19 protein-coding genes and 1 pseudogene are annotated in these 17,870 nt (G+C 74.8%); 7 read left to right on the top strand and 13 right to left on the bottom strand.

The annotated features are described in order from the left end of the window. Window positions 1–46: 46 nt before the first annotated feature. On the top strand, window positions 47–1,111 hold the full coding sequence (locus AC07FK_RS10810) for a SigB/SigF/SigG family RNA polymerase sigma factor (RefSeq protein ID WP_479104449.1): 1,065 nt from the start codon (window positions 47–49) through the stop codon (window positions 1,109–1,111). Here AC07FK_RS10810 and AC07FK_RS10805 read toward each other — a convergent pair. From AC07FK_RS10805 to AC07FK_RS10780, 6 genes and pseudogenes are all read right to left on the bottom strand, one after another. Next, window positions 1,032–1,373: pseudogene (locus AC07FK_RS10805) on the bottom strand (ATP-binding protein); the annotation flags it as partial. The gene AC07FK_RS10810 and the pseudogene AC07FK_RS10805 sit on opposite strands and share 80 nt — an antisense overlap. A 98-nt stretch (window positions 1,374–1,471) precedes the next feature. Continuing rightward, on the bottom strand, window positions 1,472–2,680 hold the full coding sequence (locus AC07FK_RS10800; protein WP_479104448.1) for an FUSC family protein: 1,209 nt from the start codon (window positions 2,678–2,680) through the stop codon (window positions 1,472–1,474). Between the two features lie 26 nt (window positions 2,681–2,706). Beyond that, window positions 2,707–3,414 (bottom strand): HAD family hydrolase, encoded by a 708-nt coding sequence (locus AC07FK_RS10795; RefSeq protein ID WP_479104446.1) that lies wholly within the window; start codon window positions 3,412–3,414, stop codon window positions 2,707–2,709. A 233-nt stretch (window positions 3,415–3,647) separates the two neighbouring features. Beyond that, window positions 3,648–3,824: a CsbD family protein gene (locus AC07FK_RS10790; protein ID WP_479104444.1), complete on the bottom strand. Its 177-nt coding sequence runs from the start codon at window positions 3,822–3,824 to the stop codon at window positions 3,648–3,650. A gap of 107 nt (window positions 3,825–3,931) precedes the next feature. After that, window positions 3,932–4,126: a hypothetical protein gene (locus tag AC07FK_RS10785; protein WP_479104442.1), complete on the bottom strand. Its 195-nt coding sequence runs from the start codon at window positions 4,124–4,126 to the stop codon at window positions 3,932–3,934. Then, window positions 4,123–4,512: a VOC family protein gene (locus AC07FK_RS10780; protein ID WP_479104440.1), complete on the bottom strand. Its 390-nt coding sequence runs from the start codon at window positions 4,510–4,512 to the stop codon at window positions 4,123–4,125. Before AC07FK_RS10780 ends, AC07FK_RS10785 begins: the two co-directional genes overlap by 4 nt. A 103-nt stretch (window positions 4,513–4,615) precedes the next feature. On the opposite strand from AC07FK_RS10780, the gene AC07FK_RS10775 reads away from it, so the two are divergent. The 4 genes from AC07FK_RS10775 (at window position 4,616) to AC07FK_RS10760 (ending at window position 8,618) form a co-directional block, all read left to right on the top strand. After that, window positions 4,616–5,188, top strand: coding sequence for a 2Fe-2S iron-sulfur cluster-binding protein (locus AC07FK_RS10775; protein WP_479104438.1), 573 nt, complete (start codon window positions 4,616–4,618; stop codon window positions 5,186–5,188). Then, a complete protein-coding gene (locus AC07FK_RS10770; protein WP_479104436.1) occupies window positions 5,185–6,171 on the top strand; it encodes an FAD binding domain-containing protein in 987 nt (328 codons plus the stop codon). Before AC07FK_RS10775 ends, AC07FK_RS10770 begins: the two co-directional genes overlap by 4 nt. Window positions 6,172–6,188: 17 nt before the next feature. Next, on the top strand, window positions 6,189–8,294 hold the full coding sequence (locus tag AC07FK_RS10765) for a xanthine dehydrogenase family protein molybdopterin-binding subunit (RefSeq protein WP_479104435.1): 2,106 nt from the start codon (window positions 6,189–6,191) through the stop codon (window positions 8,292–8,294). A gap of 147 nt (window positions 8,295–8,441) precedes the next feature. Next, the gene (locus AC07FK_RS10760; protein ID WP_479104433.1) at window positions 8,442–8,618 is read left to right on the top strand and encodes a hypothetical protein; all 177 of its coding nucleotides are present in this window, start codon (window positions 8,442–8,444) and stop codon (window positions 8,616–8,618) included. A gap of 672 nt (window positions 8,619–9,290) precedes the next feature. Here the strand turns inward: AC07FK_RS10760 and AC07FK_RS10755 are convergent. Next, on the bottom strand, window positions 9,291–9,710 hold the full coding sequence (locus AC07FK_RS10755; RefSeq protein ID WP_479104432.1) for a CBS domain-containing protein: 420 nt from the start codon (window positions 9,708–9,710) through the stop codon (window positions 9,291–9,293). Between the two features lie 156 nt (window positions 9,711–9,866). Here AC07FK_RS10755 and AC07FK_RS10750 point away from each other — a divergent pair, with 156 nt between their 5' ends. Then, window positions 9,867–10,094, top strand: a complete 228-nt coding sequence (locus tag AC07FK_RS10750; protein WP_479104430.1) for a DUF6480 family protein — start codon at window positions 9,867–9,869, stop codon at window positions 10,092–10,094. 15 nt (window positions 10,095–10,109) lie between these two features. Here the strand turns inward: AC07FK_RS10750 and AC07FK_RS10745 are convergent, their stop codons facing one another. Beyond that, window positions 10,110–10,919 carry an SDR family oxidoreductase gene (locus tag AC07FK_RS10745; RefSeq protein WP_479104429.1) on the bottom strand — a complete coding sequence of 270 codons (810 nt, stop codon included), beginning with the start codon at window positions 10,917–10,919 and terminating at the stop codon, window positions 10,110–10,112. Window positions 10,920–10,956: 37 nt separating this feature from the next. Continuing rightward, window positions 10,957–11,706: an SDR family oxidoreductase gene (locus tag AC07FK_RS10740; protein WP_479104428.1), complete on the bottom strand. Its 750-nt coding sequence runs from the start codon at window positions 11,704–11,706 to the stop codon at window positions 10,957–10,959. Between the two features lie 614 nt (window positions 11,707–12,320). On the opposite strand from AC07FK_RS10740, the gene AC07FK_RS10735 reads away from it, so the two are divergent. Then, window positions 12,321–13,595, top strand: a complete 1,275-nt coding sequence (locus AC07FK_RS10735; protein WP_479104956.1) for an MFS transporter — start codon at window positions 12,321–12,323, stop codon at window positions 13,593–13,595. A gap of 83 nt (window positions 13,596–13,678) precedes the next feature. On the opposite strand, the gene AC07FK_RS10730 is transcribed toward AC07FK_RS10735, so the two are convergent. The 4 genes from AC07FK_RS10730 to AC07FK_RS10715 are packed head-to-tail and all read right to left on the bottom strand — an operon-like array spanning window position 13,679 to window position 17,798. Beyond that, complete coding sequence (locus AC07FK_RS10730) at window positions 13,679–14,599, bottom strand: glycosyltransferase family 2 protein (protein ID WP_479104426.1); 921 nt, start codon at window positions 14,597–14,599, stop codon at window positions 13,679–13,681. After that, entirely contained in the window at window positions 14,596–15,678 is a 1,083-nt protein-coding gene (locus AC07FK_RS10725; RefSeq protein ID WP_479104424.1) for a glycosyltransferase family 9 protein, read from the bottom strand. The genes AC07FK_RS10730 and AC07FK_RS10725 overlap by 4 nt, the downstream gene beginning before the upstream one ends. Before the next feature lie 51 nt (window positions 15,679–15,729). Continuing rightward, window positions 15,730–17,133 (bottom strand): D-glycero-beta-D-manno-heptose 1-phosphate adenylyltransferase, encoded by a 1,404-nt coding sequence (rfaE2, locus tag AC07FK_RS10720; RefSeq protein ID WP_479104422.1) that lies wholly within the window; start codon window positions 17,131–17,133, stop codon window positions 15,730–15,732. Beyond that, window positions 17,130–17,798 carry a D-sedoheptulose-7-phosphate isomerase gene (locus AC07FK_RS10715; protein WP_479104420.1) on the bottom strand — a complete coding sequence of 223 codons (669 nt, stop codon included), beginning with the start codon at window positions 17,796–17,798 and terminating at the stop codon, window positions 17,130–17,132. Before AC07FK_RS10715 ends, rfaE2 begins: the two co-directional genes overlap by 4 nt. Window positions 17,799–17,870 lie beyond the last annotated feature (72 nt).

The raw sequence follows: 17,870 nt of genomic DNA, 5'->3' as shown, positions 1-17,870 counted from the left end.
CAGGACGCTCGAACGACGGTTTCTCCCAGCGCGTCGAAGGAGCCTCATGTCCAGCCGCCTGCGTACCCGTGAAACCGAATCCGGAGCCACCGAACCCGGCGCACCACGGCCGGGAGCGGCCGGCCTCCCGGACATCCCGGATCCCGCCACCCTCTGCACACTGGACGCGCGCACCCTCTCCGACTCCCTGTTCGAGCGGCTGGCGACGCTGAAGGAGGGCACGCCCGACTACGCGTACGTCCGCAACACCCTGGTGGAGATCAACCTCAGCCTGGTCAAATACGCCGCGGCGCGGTTCCGCAACCGGAACCAGCCCATGGAGGACATCGTCCAGGTCGGGACCATCGGCCTGATCAAGGCCATCGACCGCTTCGACCTCGGACGCGAGGTGGAGTTCCCCTCCTTCGCACTGCCGACGATCGAGGGCGAGATCAAGCGCTTCTTCCGCGACAACAGCTGGGACGTCCGCGTACCGCGCCGCCTCCAGGAACTGCGGATCGACATCGCCCGCGCCTGCGACACGTTGGAACAGGGGCTGGGCCGTGAGCCCACGGGCGCCGAGCTGGCCGCCCACCTGGGCGTGGACGAGGACGAGGTCCGGGAGGGACGGCGGGCCGCGAACGGCTACAACGCCCGCTCCCTGGACGTGGTCTTCGAGGACGCTCCCGCGGGCTTCACCCAGTGCTGTCTCGGCCAGGAGGTCCGCGCTTACGACACCGTCGAATGCGTCGTGGCGCTGAAGCCGCTGGTGACCGCGCTGACCGAGCGCGACCGGATGATCCTCACCATGCGGTTCGTGGAGGAGCTCACCCAGCGGGAGATCGGCGAGCGGATGGGCATCTCCCAGATGCAGGTGTCCCGGCTGCTCACGCGCATCCTGGCGACCCTGCGCGACGCGCTTCTCGCGGACGACGACGGCAGGCCCGCTACTCCGGCCGCCGCTCCCGGTGGCCGCGCGGCGCCGTCACCTCCACCCACACCGTCTTGCCGCCTCCCCGGGGCAGCGACCCCCAGCTCCGGGCGAGGCGCCGCAGCACCGTCAGACCGTGCCCGCCGGGCACGGCGACGCCGGACGGCCGGGGCCGCGGATGCACGGGGCTGCCGTCGCTGACCTCGATGCGCAGCCGGTCGGCCGTGCAGTGAAGTACGAACTCCCGCGGCCCGCCCGCGTGGAGACAGGCGTTGGTGACCACCTCGGACACGAGCAGGAGCACGTCGTCGACGACGGCCTGGTCCTCCTCGTCCGCGGCCGGCGTCCAGCGCCAGTCCGCCAGCGCCTCCCGGGTGAAGTCGCGACAGCGACCCACCACGTCCTCGGTGCCGCACAGGGTCAGGCGTCGGATCTGACCATGCGACTGGAGGACGTCGGCCATGACGCACCCCCTCGTCTCGATTGGGTCTCGGTACCCCGGACCCCGACAGCCTTCGGAACATTGAGGCTATGGCCACCGGGTGCCCCAAAAGTTGGGTTTTACCCCCTGTTCCGTTCGCCGCGTGCCGCGCGGTCGCCGTCGTCCACCGGGGCCAGCTCGTGCAGGAGTTGCTGGGCCTGGGCCACCAGGCCCCCCAGCGACGTGGCCGTCTCGCCGTCCTGCTCAGCCAGTTGCCGCTTCAGCCGCCGGTGCGCGGCCCAGGCGGCCTCCAGCTTGAGCGCCCGCTCCTCCCCGCAGCCGCCGCGCCCCTCGAGGTGGTCCCGGTCCTCCGCGCACACGTCGCCGGCCGCCCGCAGGAGATCCGACAGGGGTGCCACGGCGGCCTCGGGAAGCGGCGTGAGCGGGGGCCCGTCACTGGTCGTACTGGCGAGGGTGCGCATCAGGGCCGTCAGCGGGTCGGCGATCCGCTCCCATGCCTGGTCCCACGCGGGCGGGGGCAGCGCGGGTCCGGTACGGCGCAGCCGGCGGCCGGGGTTGAGACGGTAGCTCTCGCGGCTCCACCGCCGGGCGTCGCGCAGGTCGGCCAGGATGCCCCCGACCCGCCGCGCGCGGTCGTGCCAGCCCTCGGCCTCCTGGCGCCCGTACCCCTCCCGCAGGCCGTCGGCGACCGTGCGCAGCAGCTCGGCGCACTCCTCGGGCAGCCGGCGCAGGGAGTCGCGGACGCTGCGCAGGTGGACGGGCGGGAGGATCAGCGCGTTCACCGCGATGCCGATGACCGCGCCGACGGCCGATTCGAAGAGCCGGTGCAGGATGTCCAGGCCCGAGTACGAACCGTAGGCGAGCACGAAAACCGCAGTGGTGGGCGCGTACAGGCCGTGCTCGCCGAAGCGCGCGTAGTTGCCGATCAGGACCGCGACCGGCAGCACCAGGACCATCGCGGTCATGGTGTCGCCCGTCAGGTTGGCCGCCCCGGCCGCCAGGACGGTGCCCAGCGCGATCACGACGAGCTGTTGTGCCCCGGACCGCAGCGACCGGTAGACGGTGCTCTGTACGAGGACGACGGCCGTCCAGGGGGCCATCAGCGCCATCGGCGCGTTCCACCACCAGCCGGTCAGCGCCCAGGCCGCCGCCGCGGCCCCGGCGGCCTTCAGCGACTGGGTGACGACGTCCCGCTCCGGCCCCGGGCCCGCCGCCGCGCGGCGGGCGGAGCGGCCGATCGCGGCCACCTCCCCGGCCGCCCACCACCACGTACGGCCGAGTGCGGCGCCGCTCGTGCGCGAGCGCCGCCCGCTCTCCCCCACTGCCACTGCCGCCCCTCCGGAACCTTGCCTGCCTACGACGGGGGCCGGGTGCCCCCACGCGCGCCGCCCAATCGCTCCCGCAGCCGGGCGAAGGGGCTGTCGTCTAGGTGCGCGAGGAGATCGGCCGGGTCCTCGTAGACGGCCACCGCCCCGGCCTCCTCCAGGTCCCGGTGCGGGATGCCGCCGCACCGCAGCGCCACGCCGAGCACACCGGCCCGGGAGGCGGCCTCCATGTCCCACACCGTGTCGCCGACGAACACGGCGCGTTCGGCGGGCACGCCTGCCAGTTCCAGCGCCCGTTCGACCGGCTCGGGGGCCGGCTTGCCCTCGTCGACGTCCTCGGAACTCGCGGTGGCTGTGATCGCGTCGTCGGCGTCGAGGGCGCGGCGCAGTGCGTCGAGTTCGCCGCCGCTCGCCGACGTGGCGAGTACGACGGTCCAGCCCTCTTCCGCGAGGGTCCGCAGCAGCCGGCCGGCCTGCGGCAGCGCGGGCAGGCGGTCCGCGTACGTCGCGTACAGGGTCTTGTGCGCGGCGCTGACGGCGTCGTCCCGGACGGTGTCGCGGTCGTCGCCGAGCAGCCGGGCGACGAGGTCGTGGCCCGGCAGGCCGACGGCCCGGTGGATGTCGTGCATCACGACGTCGTGCCCGGCCTGGCGGAACGCCTCCCACCAGGACGTGACGTGCAGATGGTTCGTGTCGACGAGGGTTCCGTCGACGTCGAAGACGGCCGCGTGCTCCATGTCGCCGTTTCCTCCCTGATGGCTCGTGCCCGGGCCCCGTGCGTGGCGGCCGGTGCGGGGTGCTTCGCCTCCGGCTTCGTGACCGGTGCTGTGTCTCCGGTGCTGGGTGACCGGTGGTGTGTCTCCGGTGCTTCGTGACCGGTGGCGCGTGACCGGTGCTGTGTCCGTGCAGGACGACGGGCCGCGCCCGTCGTAGCGGCGCGGCCCGTTCTCCGTACCTGTGCGGTACCGGGTTACTTCTGGGGCGACTTCCTGACCCGCTCGCCGGTCTTGGCGACCGTCTCCTGGGCCTTGCCCCTCAGCTGCTCACCGCGGCCTTCGGCCTCCATCGACGGATTGTCGGTGGTCCTGCCGGCGGATTCCTTCAGCTTGCCCTTGACCTGCTTCGCCTTCGCCTTCGCCTTGCTCACGAGGGTGTTCCTTCCAGAGAGATCAGAGGTGACTGGTCCTGGCTCATCCACCTTGCGCCGGTCACCGTCCGCCTGCAATCCGGGACGCCGCGTCACGCCGGCCGCGTTCAGCCGGACGGCTCCTCCGGGACCGGCTCCTGCCCGGCGGCGGACGCCTCGTCGCCGCCGTCGCGACTGTCGTCCGGCGTACGGCCGCCGACCTCGTCCGCCGGGTCCTCGCCGGCCTCCGCCTGCTGGTCGGGCAGGTCGCGCGGGACAGGCGTCCCGTTGTCTTCCTGGTTCTGCGTACGGGGGTCGTTCATGATCCTTGTTCCTCCTGGGCGCGGCAGAGGCAGAACGGGTGGCCCGCCGGATCGGCGTACACGCGAAAGCCCCGACGGCCGCCCTCGTCCTCGAGGTCGAGCGGGGTGGCGCCGAGTGCGAGCACCTGCGCCTGGGCCGCCTCGATGTCGGGCACGTCGAAGTCCAGATGCATCTGCTGCGAGTCGGCGTCGGCACGCGGCCAGTCGGGCGGCCGGAAACCGGGCGCGCGCTGGAAGGCGATACGGGCCCCGCCGGGCACGTACAGGTCGTACCAGTCCTCGCTGTCCTTCTTCACGTCGCCGTCCAGCACGGCGGCGTAGAAGCCGGCCAGCGCCTGCGGGTCCGGACAGTCCACGGCCACGAGGCAGTACGTCGCGATGGCCATGCCTACCTCCTTGCTCGGGATGGCGTCCCACCCCAGTACCCCGCCCGGGGCCGCTGAACCGGAACGCGAACGGCTGAACATTTTGATAGGAAGAGGCGAAGCGATGCCTCCGGACCTGAAAGGCGGCGACGGAGTGGAGCCCACCGTCCAGCAGGAGAACGCGCACAGTTCGGTCCTCACTCTGCACGTCAACGGGACGCCGCACACCCTGACGCTCGACCACCGCACGACCCTTCTCGACGCCCTGCGCGAGCACCTGCGCCTGACGGGGGCCAAGAAGGGGTGCGACCACGGCCAGTGCGGCGCGTGCACCGTGATCGTCGACGGCCGGCGCGCCAACAGCTGTCTGCTGCTGGCCGCCGCCCACGACGGGGCGCGCGTCACCACCGTCGAGGGACTCGCCGAGGGCGACCGGCTCCATCCGCTCCAGGAGGCGTTCGTCGAGCGGGACGCCCTGCAGTGCGGCTACTGCACACCGGGGCAGATCTGTTCGGCCGTCGGGATGCTGGCCGAGGCCGTGGAGGGGCACCCCTCGTACGTCACGTCGCCCCGGCACTCCCCAGGCGGTCCCGCCGCCCTGACCCCGGACGAGATCCGCGAGCGCATGAGCGGCAACATCTGCCGCTGCGGCGCCTATCCGAACATCGTCGACGCGATCGGGGACGTGGCGCCGTGAAGCCGTTCGCGTACTTCCGGGCCGACAGCGCCGAGGAGGCGGTCGACGCCTTCGACACCCGTCGGCGCACGCAGTACCTCGGCGGCGGAACCAACCTCGTCGATCTGATGAAACTCGGGGTCGCGGCGCCCGATCTGCTCATCGACGTCAGCCGGCTGCCGCTGGACCGGATCGGCGAGACGCCCGACGGCGGACTGCACATCGGCGCGACCGTGCGCAACAGCGACCTGGCCGCCCACCCGGCCGTGCGCACGCGCTACCCCGTCCTGTCGCAGGCCCTGCTCTCCGGCGCGTCGGGTCAGCTGCGCAACGTGGCGACGACCGGGGGGAACCTGCTCCAGCGCACCCGCTGCACGTACTTCCAGGACACGTCGAAGCCCTGCAACAAGCGGGCCCCCGGCACCGGTTGCCCCGCCCGCGAAGGCGTCCACCGCGATCTCGCGGTGCTCGGGCACTCCGAGCACTGCGTCGCCACCCACCCCTCCGACATGGCCGTCGCGCTGGCCGCCCTCGACGCCGCCGTCCACCTCCTCGGCCCGCAGGGCGCGCGCACGGTCGCCGTCACCGACTTCCACCGGCTGCCGGGCGACCGCCCCGACCAGGACACCGTCGTCCGCACGGGCGAGCTGGTCACCGGCGTCACCCTCCCGCCCGCGCTGCCCGGCACGCGGTGCGGCTACCGCAAGGCACGCGACCGCGCCTCGTACGCCTTCGCCCTCGCCTCCGTCGCCGCCGTCCTGCGCGTCGAGGGCGGCATCGTGCGGGACGCCGCCCTCGCCTTCGGCGGCCTCGCGCACGTGCCCTGGCGGGCCCGCACGGCCGAGGAGGTACTGCGCGGAGCGCCGGCCACCGAGGAGACCTACGCCCGGGCTGCCGACGCCGAACTCGCCGCGGCCGAGCCGCTGCGCGACAACGGCTTCAAGGTGCCGCTCGCCCGCAACCTCGCCGTCAGCGTGCTGGCCGAACTCGCCTCCCGTACCTGAGGACGTGACACCCCGTCATGACGCACGCACACAGCCCCCTCGGCGCCCCCGCCGTCCGCGCGGAGGCCCGCGACAAGGTCACCGGCGCCGCACGCTACGCAGCCGAGCACACCCCGCCCGGCTGCGCCTACGCGTGGCCCGTCCCCGCCACCGTCGCGCGCGGCCGGGTCACCGCCGTGCACGCCGACGAGGTACTGGCCCTGCCCGGCGTGCTCGCCGTGCTCAGCCACGAGAACGCGCCCCGCCTCAAGGAACCGGACGACCCGATCCTGGCCGTCCTCCAGAACGAGCGGGTGCCGCACCGCGGCTGGTACGTCGCCCTGGTGGTCGCCGACACGCCGGAGAACGCCGTGTCGGCGGCCGGGGCGCTGCGGATCGAGTACGTGTCCGAGGAGCACGACGTACGGCTGACCACGGACCACCCGGGTCTCTACACGCCGGACGAGGCGAACAGCGGGGTGCCCGCCGTCAGGGAGCGCGGCGACTTCGACGCGGCGTACCCGGCGGCCGCCGTGCGCGTCGACGCGACGTACACGATGAGCGCGCTGCACAACCACCCCATGGAGCCGCACGCGTCGACCGCCTGGTGGGACGACGGGTGTCTGACCGTGCACGACTCCAGTCAGGGTTCGGGCAAGGTGCGCGACGCCCTCGCCCAGATCTTCGGGCTGGAGAAGCGCCGGATCACCGTGCTCTCCGAGCACGTCGGCGGCGGGTTCGGTTCCAAGGGCACTCCCCGGCCGCAGGTGGTGCTGGCCGCCATGGCCGCTCGGCACACCGGGCGGCCGGTCAGACTGGTGCTCCCCCGCCGCCAGCTCGCGGCCGTCGTCGGGCACCGCGCGCCGACGGTGCAGCGCGTACGGCTGGGGGCCGGCGCCGACGGCGTCGTCACCGCGCTGGCCCACGAGGTCGTCACGCAGACGTCGACGGTCAAGGAGTTCGTGGAGCAGGCGGCCGTGCCGGCCCGCGTCATGTACACCTCGCCGAACAGCCGCACCGGCCACCGCGTCGCCGCGCTGGACGTGCCGTCGCCGTCCTGGATGCGGGCTCCGGGCGAGGCGTCCGGGATGTACGCCCTGGAGTCGGCCATGGACGAACTGGCCGTCGCGGCCGACCTCGACCCGGTGGAGCTGCGGCTGCGCAACGAACCGGACACCGAACCCGACAGCGGCAGACCGTTCAGCAGCCGGCACCTGGCCGAGTGCCTGCGGGAGGGGGCGCGGCGCTTCGGCTGGGAGGGGCGCGATCCGCGGCCCGGTATCCGCCGGGAGGGCGATCTGCTGCTCGGCACGGGCGTCGCGGCGGCCACCTATCCCGTCCTGGTGAGCCCATCCGGCGCCACCGCGCACGCCGCCCCCTACGGCAGGTACGTCGTCCGGATCAACGCCACCGACATCGGCACCGGGGCCCGTACCGTGCTGGCGCAGATCGCCGCCGACGTGCTGGACGCGCCGCTGGAGTCGGTGCGCGTCGAGATCGGCAGCAGCGACCTGCCGGTGGCGCCGCTCGCGGGCGGTTCGTCGGGAACGGCCTCGTGGGGCTGGTCGGTGCACAAGGCGTGCACGCTCCTGGCCGAGCGGCTGCGGGAGGGCGGGGGCGGCGTACCGGCCGGGGGAATCACGGCGACGGCGGACACGGAGCGGGAGCTGGCGGAGGAACCGCCGTACGCGCGGCACGCGTTCGGCGCCCACTTCGCGGAGGTGCAGGCCGACACGGTGACGGGTGAGGTGCGCGTACGCCGCCTCCTCGGCGTGTACGCCGCGGGGCGCATCCTCAACCCGCGTACCGCGCGCTCCCAGTTCATCGGCGGGATGACGATGGGCATCGGGATGGCGCTGACGGAGCACAGCACCATGGATCCCGGCTTCGGGGACTTCGCGGAGCACGACCTGGCGTCGTACCACGTGCCGGCGTGCGCGGACGTCCGGTCGATCGAGGCGCACTGGGTCGACGAGGACGATCCGCACCTCAACCCGATGGGGAGCAAGGGCATCGGTGAGATCGGCATCGTCGGCACGGCGGCGGCCATCGGCAACGCCGTCCACCACGCGACGGGAGCGCGGCTGCGGGATCTGCCGCTGACGCCGGACAAGGTGCTGCCGCACGTCGGCCGGGCGAACTGAACGCGCCCGCCCGGGGGCGGGCGCGCCGCACGGCCGGCCGGCCCTCCGCGGGCGGGGCATGAGCGGTGGGCGGCGGGGCACAAGGCTGTCAGCGGCGCCCCACCACCCCCTGCGCGTGGCGCGCTGTCGAGCGGCAGGAGAAGAACAATGCTGGCAATCGCGGCGGCGGTGGTCTTCGTCATCGCCTTCCTCCTTCACGTGACCGAGACGTCGACGGAAACGATCTTCGGTACGACGAGCCTCATGCTCGTCGGCCTCGCCCTTCTCGCCCTGCACGTGGCGGGCCTGGGCGCCGGGTGGTCGGCCCGGGGACGGAGGCGCTGACGCCGAGGAGGCGAAACGGCCCGGGGCGGGACGCCATCCCCCGCCCCGGGCCGACCCGCGCGACCGCTGAGCGGCTGCGCGCACGGGCGTCCCCGCTGCGGTGGGACCGCTCCCCCACGTGACGGGTCGCCTCGACGGGGACGGTTCCGTTTGCCGCATGATCTCCGGGGCACCCGCCGGGAGGACGGACGACTCCCGCACGAATGGGTTTTCTCATGGGCACACCTCCGAACGACCCCGTCCCTCCCAACCCGACCCCCGCCCCGGGTCCCGGGCCCGCGCCGGGCCCCGCGCCCGGGCCGGTGCCTGCGCCGGGGCCCGATCCGGTGCCCCCGGCTCCGCCTCAGCCCGAACCGGATCCGCCGGCGCCGGTTCCTCCGCCGGAACCGAAGCCCGCGCCGGGCCCGCTGCCGGGCCCCGGTCCGGCGCCGGCGCCCGTGACCTGAGCACGACCGGCACGCGGCCCCGGGGGCCCGGCGGTCCAGGTCCGGACAAGCCGGAGCCCCCGGTGGCGTCCGGGGGCTCGGCTCGGCAACTCCGCTTCGGGGGCGCTCACTGAGTCAACGGGCCCAGCCTGCCCGAACCGGGCGGACAGGGCCCGTCACCGACGCTCGTACGGGGCAGAGCGCCACCCGTTCGGGCCCCTGCCGCGGACACGCGCCTGCGGACCCGTCAGATGTTGGGCGCGGCGGCGCTCACGTCCCCGAGGGCGGAGCCGGGATCGCGCTCGATCACCAGATCACCCAGGGACACGATGCCCACCGCGGCCGAGCCCTCGACCACGGGGAGCCGGCGCAGCGCCTTCTCCCGCATCAGGCGGATGGCGTGGTCGACCTCGTCGTCGGGGGCGACCGTGACGAGATCCGCACTGCACACGTCCCGGACCGTCGTCTCCCCCGGGTCCTTGCCCTCGGCTAGCACGCGCACCACCAGGTCCCGGTCGGTGACCAGTCCGCGCAGTTCGTCGCCCTCCGCGACCAGGACCACGCCGATGTCCTCCTCGCGCATGCGGTGCGCGACCTCGCTCACCGCCGTGAGCAGGCCCACGGTGACCGGGGTGCTCGTCATGATTTCGCGTACCTGCTGACCCATCGGGTCCTCCACTCGGACGTGCGGCGGTAGCCGCGGCCCCCACCGCCGCACGGGTACCCGCGCACGCCCCGGTTACGCGCCGGGATCCCTTACCGCCACACCGGACGTAATTCGTCGCATATATGTGATTCTGCCGAAATCGGGCACTCGCTCGGTATGAACACACCACTCAACCCAGATCCCGATCCGGACCGCACCACCGGTCTCGAACCGGGCGGCTCGGTGCCTCCCGGTGAAACGCCTCCCGGCGAGGCCAGTACCAGCTCCGGCACCGGCCCCCGCGTCGACCCGCCGCGCGGCTGGGCCAAGGGCCCGCTGATCGCCATCGGCGTGCTCGTGGTGCTGATCGCGGCCTTCTTCCTGGTCTACGCGATCCTCATCTGACCCCGGCCGCCGGGCTCAGGGGCGGCGCCAGGAGTCGTCGTCCAGGTGGGAGCCCGCCATGGGCCCCATGCGCAGCATGCCGCCGTCCACCTGCCACGAGGCGCCCGTGACGTACGAGGCGTCCGGGCTCGCCAGGAAGGCGATGACGGCGGCCACCTCCCGTGCGTCGCCGGGACGCCCCAGGGGGACGCCGCGGCGCACCTCGGTGGTGACGTCCGTGTCCTCCTGGCCGGTCATCGGCGTGGCGATCTCGCCGGGGGCGACGGCGTTGACCGTGATGCCGTACTCCGCGAGTTCGAGGGCCATCACCTGGGTGAGCAGGCCGAGACCGCCCTTCGCCGCGCAGTACGGCGCGGCGCCGACGCGGGGGGCCGTCTCGTGGACCGAGGTGACGTTGACGATCCTTCCGCCGTCGCCCTGCCGGATCATGCGCCGCGCCGCCCGCTGACCGCACAGGAAGGGGCCGATCAGGTCCACGTCGAGGACCTGGCGGACCGTGTCGAGGCCGAGTTCGAGGTACGGGGTGGCAGTGCCGGTCCCCGCGTTGTTGATCAGGACGTCGACACGGCCCAGCTCGTCCGCGAGCCGGTCGACCACGTCGGCGGCCTCGGGCAGGCGCGTCAGGTCCATGGCGGCCACGGCCGCCCGGCGCCCGTGCCCGCGCACCTCCCGGGCCGTCTCCTCGGCGCCCTCCCGGTCGGTGTGGAAGGTGATGCCGACGTCCATGCCCCGTGCGGCGAGACGGACGGCCGTGGCGCGCCCGATTCCCGAGTCCGCGCCGGTGACGACGGCGACTGGCGATGCTGCGTTCCCAGGGCTGGGCATACGGAAGGTCCTCCTCGTGGGACGGGCTGACGGGGGCTCAGGGCCAGGACGGTTCCTTGCGCGGAACGACGACCAGCTCGGACACCGCGCTGCCGGCCGGAACGGAGAGGGCGTACAGCACCGTGTCGGCCACGATGTCCGGGCTCTGCAGCATCGAGGTGTCGGCGTCGGGGAAGCGCTCCATGATGAACGGTGTCTCCATTCCGCCCGCGATGATGCCGGTGACGCCGATTCCCGGGCAGTCCCGCTGCGCCTCCTGGAACAGGGTGTGGGTGAACGCGCGCAGGCCGGACTTGCCCGCCGCGTAGGGTCCGGCCTCGGTCCAGGTGCGGTTCGCCGCCGTGGAGAGGATGTTGACGATGTGGCCGCCGCCGCGGGCGACCATGCGGCGGTAGGTCTCCAGGCACAGGTAGATCGGCCCGAGCAGGTTGGTGGTGACGACCCGCGTCACCTCGTCGGCCGTCAGGTGCTCGATGGGCTTGGAGACGTCCACGGCCGCATTGTTGACCAGGATGTCCACCGCCTGGCCCTCCGCCTCCAGGTCCTTGAAGACCTCCGCGACGGCCTCGGGGTCGCGGACGTCCATCTCCACGAACCGCGCGTCGCCGGGGCCCGTGGCGCCCAGCTCGCTGCAGAGGTCCCGTGCCAGGTCCTTGCGTATGTCCGCCACCAGTACGGAAGCCCCGGCCCCCGCCAGGCTCCGCGCGATCGAGGCCCCCAGCCCCCGCGCGCCGCCGGTGACCAGCGCCTGCCTGCCGTGAAGATCGACCCGCACTCCGCTTTCCATGCCGCTGCCTTCCGTTGCCTTCCGCGCCTGCCGGACGGGAGCGGTGTGCGCTCCGCGACCGCTCCGTCTCCCACTGTGAGCCCCGGGGGCGGGTGCGGCACGCCGGACTAGGCCGCCCCGCCCGGCCCGCCGCTGTGGTCGCGCTCACGCGTCCGGGCGGGCGGGCGGGAGCACGGCCCGGACCTGTGAGCAAGCCCACCAGAAGTGTCGGATCCCGTACGGGACAAGGGATCCCGGCTGCCGGGGACCACCGCGCGGGACGTTCCCGCCCGCAGGCGCCGAACCCTTCTGCCACGATGGTCCAGGCCGTGCCCGGCAGGACTCCCCCGCCGCCGACAGGCGTCCCGGGTCCGCAGCCGAGCGGAACGGCCCAGACCAGATCCGGTGGAGCGGCCGCGCAGAGCAGCCGGTGTTGTGAGCTCCCGCCGTTCCGCCACTTGAGCCCCGGCTCGTCTCCCGAGTAACTCACTGTGTCTTCCTTGCCTGCGGGCCTCGCGCCCTCCCCTGCCCCTGCCCCCGACGCCGCCTTGCCCGCCCGCCGCGGGCGGTTCGGCCGTCCCGCGAAGAGCGGGGCCGGCGACCACGCGCCGTGGCGTTCCCTGAAGTACCGCAGCATGCGCTGGTGGTCGGTCGCGAACTTCGTGTCCAACGCCGGTACCTGGATGCAGCTGACGGTCCAGAACCTGCTGGTGCTCCAGATCACCGGGTCCGCCGCCGCGACCGGGCTCTCGATGTCCGTCCAGGCCGCGCCAGGCCTGCTGATGAGCCTCGCGGGCGGCGCGGCGGTCGACCGCTGGCCCCGGAAGCTGACGGCGGCCGTCAGCCAAGGCCTGCTCGGCGCCGTCGCGTTCCTGACCGCGGTCCTGGTGGTGACGGACCAGCTCAACCTCGCGATCCTGATGGCGCTGGCCGCCGTGACGGGTCTCATCGCCACCGTCGACGGGCCGGCCTGCTCGCTGCTGGGCAACGATCTCGTCCGTACGGAGGACGTCCCCTCGGCCATCGGCGTGGGGTCGCTCGTCCACAACGCGGGGCGCCTCGCCGGCGCCGCGCTGGCCGGTGTCACCGTCGGATTCCTCGGCACGGCCGCCGCCTACGCGGCCAACGGCTTCTCCTTCCTGTTCGTCGCCGCCGTCATCCCCTTCCTGCGTCCCGTGCACAAGGCCGTACGGGCCGCCGCGACCGCCCCGGCGGCCGAGGAGCGTCCCCGGGAGACCGGCGGGCCGGAGGCCGGCCACGACATGACCGTGCGGCAGGGCGTCGTGTTCTTCCTGCGGCGGCCCCGGCTGGTCGCGCTCGCCGGCATCACGGGGATCAGCGCGGTCTTCGGACGCAACTACGGGCTCACCCTGGCCGTACTCGTCACCGGACCGCTCGCGGGCGGCGCGGGGGCTTTCGGCACCGTGTCCACCGTGCTCGCCGTGGGCGGCATCGTGGGCGCGGTCCTCGGGGCCCGGCTGCGCAAGCCGTCCGTGCGGCTCGTGGGAACGCTCGCGGCCGCCGGGGCCCTGCTCCAGGTGGTGGCGGGGTTCTCGCCGTCGCTCGCCGTACTGCTGGTGCTCGTCCTGCCGATGGCCGTGGTCGAGTCGGTATCCGACACGGCGGGGACGACCCTCCTCCAGACGGACCCGCCGGCCCACCTGCGGGGCCGGGTGCTCGGCGTCTGGGGCACCGTCAAGACGTCGTGGGGTCTCGCGGGCCCGCCGGCGCTCGGTCTCCTGATGGAGCTGGCGGGGGCGCGGGGCGCGCTGGTGTCCGGCGGCCTGATCATCGCCGGTGCGATCGGAGCGGGCTTCCTGCTGCGCCGCCGCCGTACGACCGGGGCCGTGATCGTGCGGACGGCGCAGCCGGTGCCCGCCGGTCGGCCGGCCCTGGGCACGGCCGCCTGACTCCGCCTCCGCACGCCGACCGCCGTCGCCCGTTCCACCGGGCGGCGGCGGTTTCGTCGTCACCGGCTCACGTCGTCACCGGCTCACGACGACCTCTCCAGCAGGCGCAGACGGCGTTCCACCCGGGCCGGCGTCCGGTGCCGGCGGGCCAGGGCGGCGGGCAGCCGGCGGCCGGTCTCGGCCAGCGCGCGCCGGGCCTGCGGGTCGTCGAGGCTGTCGAGGGCCAGCCGCGCCGACTGGGCGAGGGCCTGGCGCAGGGGCCGCCGCAGCCAGGCGGTGAGCAGTTCGTTGCGGCGCATCCGGGCCGCCCGGCCGGGGCGCGGGCCCGCGTCGGGGTCGTGGCGGGCGACGACGCCGGGACAGTGCGCCACTCCCCAGCCGTGCGCGTCGAGGTCGATGGCGAGCAGCTGCTCCTCACCGCCGACCCCGAGCAGCGGGTGGAAGCCGCCCACTTGGAGGTACGCCGCCCGGCGCACCACGGACGCGCAGGCGAGGAAGCCGAGGACGGAACGCCCGGGCAGGTCCGGCTCCTGGCCCAGCGGCGATTCGCGCAGTGCCCGGTTGAGCGGATCGGGGGACGCCTCCGGGCCGACGAGCGTGGTGGCGGCCACAAGCCCCAGCCGGGGGTGGCTGTCGAGCACGTCGGCGGCCCGGTCGAGGGCGCCCGGTTCCCACCACGAGTCGTCGTCGCTGAAGGCGATGTACGGCGTGTCGAGCACGGCGGCGCCGTGCGTGCGGCCGGCGGCGGCGAGGTTGCGGCCGGGGGTGAGCAGCCGAACGGCCGGGTGCCGGGCCCGCACGGCCTCCGCCGTGCCGTCCGTTGAACCGTTGTCGACCACCGCGACCGGTGGCCGTTCCGGCAGTGCGGCCAGGCGGTCCAGGGTGCGCAGCAGGCTCGTGCGCCGGTTCATGGTGATCACCACGATGCCGGTCCGCGGCGGGCCGGCCGGCCGCTCGCCGGCCGGGAGGCGGGTCCCGGCACGGTGCACGGTCTCCCCGCTCACCACGAGCCTCCGACCAGCGGCAGGTCCCTCTCCTTGCGGAGGTCCGGCTCAGGCAGTTCCCGTACCGCCTCGACGACCTCGTCGACGGTGATCCGCAGCAGCCGTTCGTCCGGCAGCGGGCCGTGGGCGTCGCCGGGGCGCGCCGAGTAGTCGCCGTCGGGGTGCCACAGCACCCGGTGGCGCGCGCGGGCTGGCGGCCCCCACAGGCGCGGGGCGACGGGGCCGAACAGGACGACGGAGGGGGTGGCGAGCGCCGACGCCAGGTGGGCGAGACCGGTGTCGCCGACGATCACGCAGCGGGCCCGGTCCACGAGCGCGGCGAGCCGGGCGAACGGCACGTCGCCCGCGCCGCCCAGGACCGCCTCCGGGGCGAGCCCCGCCTCCGCCGCCACCTGCCGGGCCGACGGGCCCTCCCCCGCACCGGCGGTCACCACGACCCGGTGACCCGCGCGGTGCAGCGCCTGGGCCACGGCCGCGAACCGCTCACGCGGCCAGCGGCGGGCGGCGGCGTCGGCGCCCGGGTGCACCACGACCGCGCCCGGCGCCGGTGAGGCGACGGCGGGCGGCGGGATGCGCAGGTCCTCCGGGTCCGCCGGGATGCCGTACCAGTCGAGCAGCCGGCACCAGCGGTGCCGTTCGTGTTCGTCGGGCCGCCACGTGGGGCCCGCGACGCCGGGCGTCCCGGGGTGGGCGTACGCGAAGAGCCGCTGCGGCCCGAGCCGCTGGAGCAGCAGGTGGCTCGGCGGGCCGTTGCCGTGCAGGTCCACGGCGACGTCGGGTGCGGGGCCGTCCCAGGCCAGTTCGGCGGGCACCGCCCGGCCGGGGGCGGACGCGGGCAGCAGCCGGTCCACCAGACCCGTCGCGGCCGCCGCCTCCGCCAGCCGCTCGGGGGCGGCCAGCACCACCTCGTGTTCCGGCAGGCCGCGCCGCAGCGCGCGCAGGGCGGGCACGGCGGTCAGCAGGTCGCCGAGCCCGAGGGCCCTCAGGACCAGGACTCGCGGCCGGGGTGCCGGGTCCGGGATCCGGTCCGTGGCCTCGCCGCCGCCCGTGAGCGGCGGTGTCCGCTTGTCGGCGCTCATGTCGCTGGGTGCCTCTCCTCGTTGGCGTGGGTGCGCGGGGCCGGGTCCGGCTCAGGGCGGGGACGGCTTCACCGGCACGGCGGCCTGCGCCGCGCGGTGGGCCAGCCGCGTGGTGGAGCGGCCGACCAGGTACGGGAGGACTACCGCCTGTCCGCCCCACGCGCGCAGCACCTCCGCCTCGGGGAGGTCCTCGACGGAGTAGTCGCCGCCCTTGACCCAGACATCGGGGCGCAGCCGGCTCAGCAGGGCCTCCGGGGTGTCCTCCTCGAAGACGGCGACGGCGTCGACGCTGCCGAGTGCCGCGAGCACCCGCAGCCGGTCCTCGACCGGATTGAGCGGGCGGCCCGGTCCCTTGCGGCGGGTGAGCGACGCGTCGGAGTTGAGGCAGACGATGAGGCAGTCGCCGATCCGGCGGGCGCTCTCCAGCAGCCCGACGTGACCGGCGTGCAGCAGGTCGAAGCAGCCGCCGGTGGCGACGACCGTGCCGCCGCGCGCCCTGACCCTCTCCGCGAGGGCGAAGGGGTCGGTCTCCGGGGCCTCCTCCTGCGCGCCGGGCCCGGCCGCAGTCCGCCACAGGGCCGGGTTGCCCGCACCGCCCGCCGCCACGAAGGCGGCGGCCTCGGCGGCGGCGCGCTGCACGGCCTCCTCGGGGAGCGCCCCGTCCGCGAGCGCCGCCGCCGTGGCGGCGGCGAAGCAGTCGCCCGCGCCGCACGGGTCGCCCTGGGCGCGGTACGGCGCCGGGACGAGCATCGGCGTACCGGCCCCGGGCCGGGTCAGCAGGACGCCGCGCTCGCCGAGGGTCACGGCGACGGCGGCGGCGCGCCAGCGCTCGGCCAGGTCGCCGCCACGCTCGGCGTAGGCCCGTAGGGACTGGCCGTCGGCGGAGCTGAGGGCGCAGGTCTCGGCGCCGTTGGGGGTGACGATCCTGGCCCCCGGCACCGGGTCGTCGCCGTGGGGGTGCGGGTCCCACACCAGGGGCGTGCGGCGGGCCACGGCCTCCAGATGGGGCCGCACGGCGCTCGCGGTGCCACGTCCGTAGTCGGCCACCAGTACGGCGTGGGCCTGCGCCAGCGCCTCGCGCACCGCGTCGTCGGGTTCGCCGGGCGTCCCGCCGCCCCGGTCGATCCGCACCAGGGGCCGGCCGCCGGCCAGCACCCGGGTCTTCACCGGCAGGGTGCCCTCCAGGGGGATCTCCAGCAGCCGCACCCGGCCGCGCAGGGCGCGGCGGACGGCTTCGCTCGCCGGATCGTCGCCGAGAGCGGTCACCAGCGTCACCTCGCGCCCGCCGCGGGCGGCGAGGACCGCGGCGAGCCCCGCCCCGCCGGGACGGCTCCGGCCGCCGGTGACGTCGACGACGGGGGCGGGCGCGTCCGGGGACAGCCGGGTGGAGACGCCTTCGATGTCCTCGTCGAGCAGGACGTCCCCGACGACCACCAGGGGCTTGCGCGCGGTCATGACATCCTCCGCTCGACGACGACCGGCCGGACCTCGGTCCTGGCCCTGGCCTCGCCCTCGGCCCCGGAGACGGCGGGAGCGGGCGCGCCGCCCGCCGCGTCGAAGCACTCGCACAGCACGTGCACGGCGACCAGATGGGCCTCCTGCACGGTCGCCGTGCTGTCGGCGTCGACGCACAGCGCCTCGTCCGCCGCCTCCGCCAGAGGGTTGGGGCCCGGTCCCGTCAGCGCCCAGACGCGCAGTCCGGCGGCCCGGCCCGTCACCGCGGCCGTGATGAGGTTGGCGCTGCGGCCGGAGGTGGACAGGAGGACGAGGACGTCGCCGGGGCGGCCGTGCGCCGACACCTGGCGGGCGTAGACCTGGTCGAACCCGTAGTCGTTGCCGATGGCCGTCACGCTGGACGTCTCGGCGTGCAGGGCGATGGCGGAGTAGGCGGGGCGCTCCTCGCGGTAGCGGCCGACCAGTTCGGCCGTCAGGTGCTGGGCCTGGGCGGCGCTGCCGCCGTTGCCTGCGGCCAGCAGCCGGCCGCCGACGGGCAGCACGGCGGCGAGTTCGGCGCCCCAGGCGGCGAGCCGGCCGAGGTTCTCCCGGCGGAAGCCGGTGAGCGCGTCCCGCAGCGACTGGCAGTGCCGGTGCGCGGCGTCGAGTACAAGGGATTCGTTCATGCTGGTCGGGCGTGCCGCGTCCGGGGGACGACGGCCGGACCCGCACCTCCTTCGGACATCGGTGCTGCGCGG

The sequence above is a fragment of the Streptomyces sp. NPDC046122 genome, from assembly GCF_056429965.1.
This window is presented reverse-complemented; position numbering and strand designations above follow the sequence as displayed.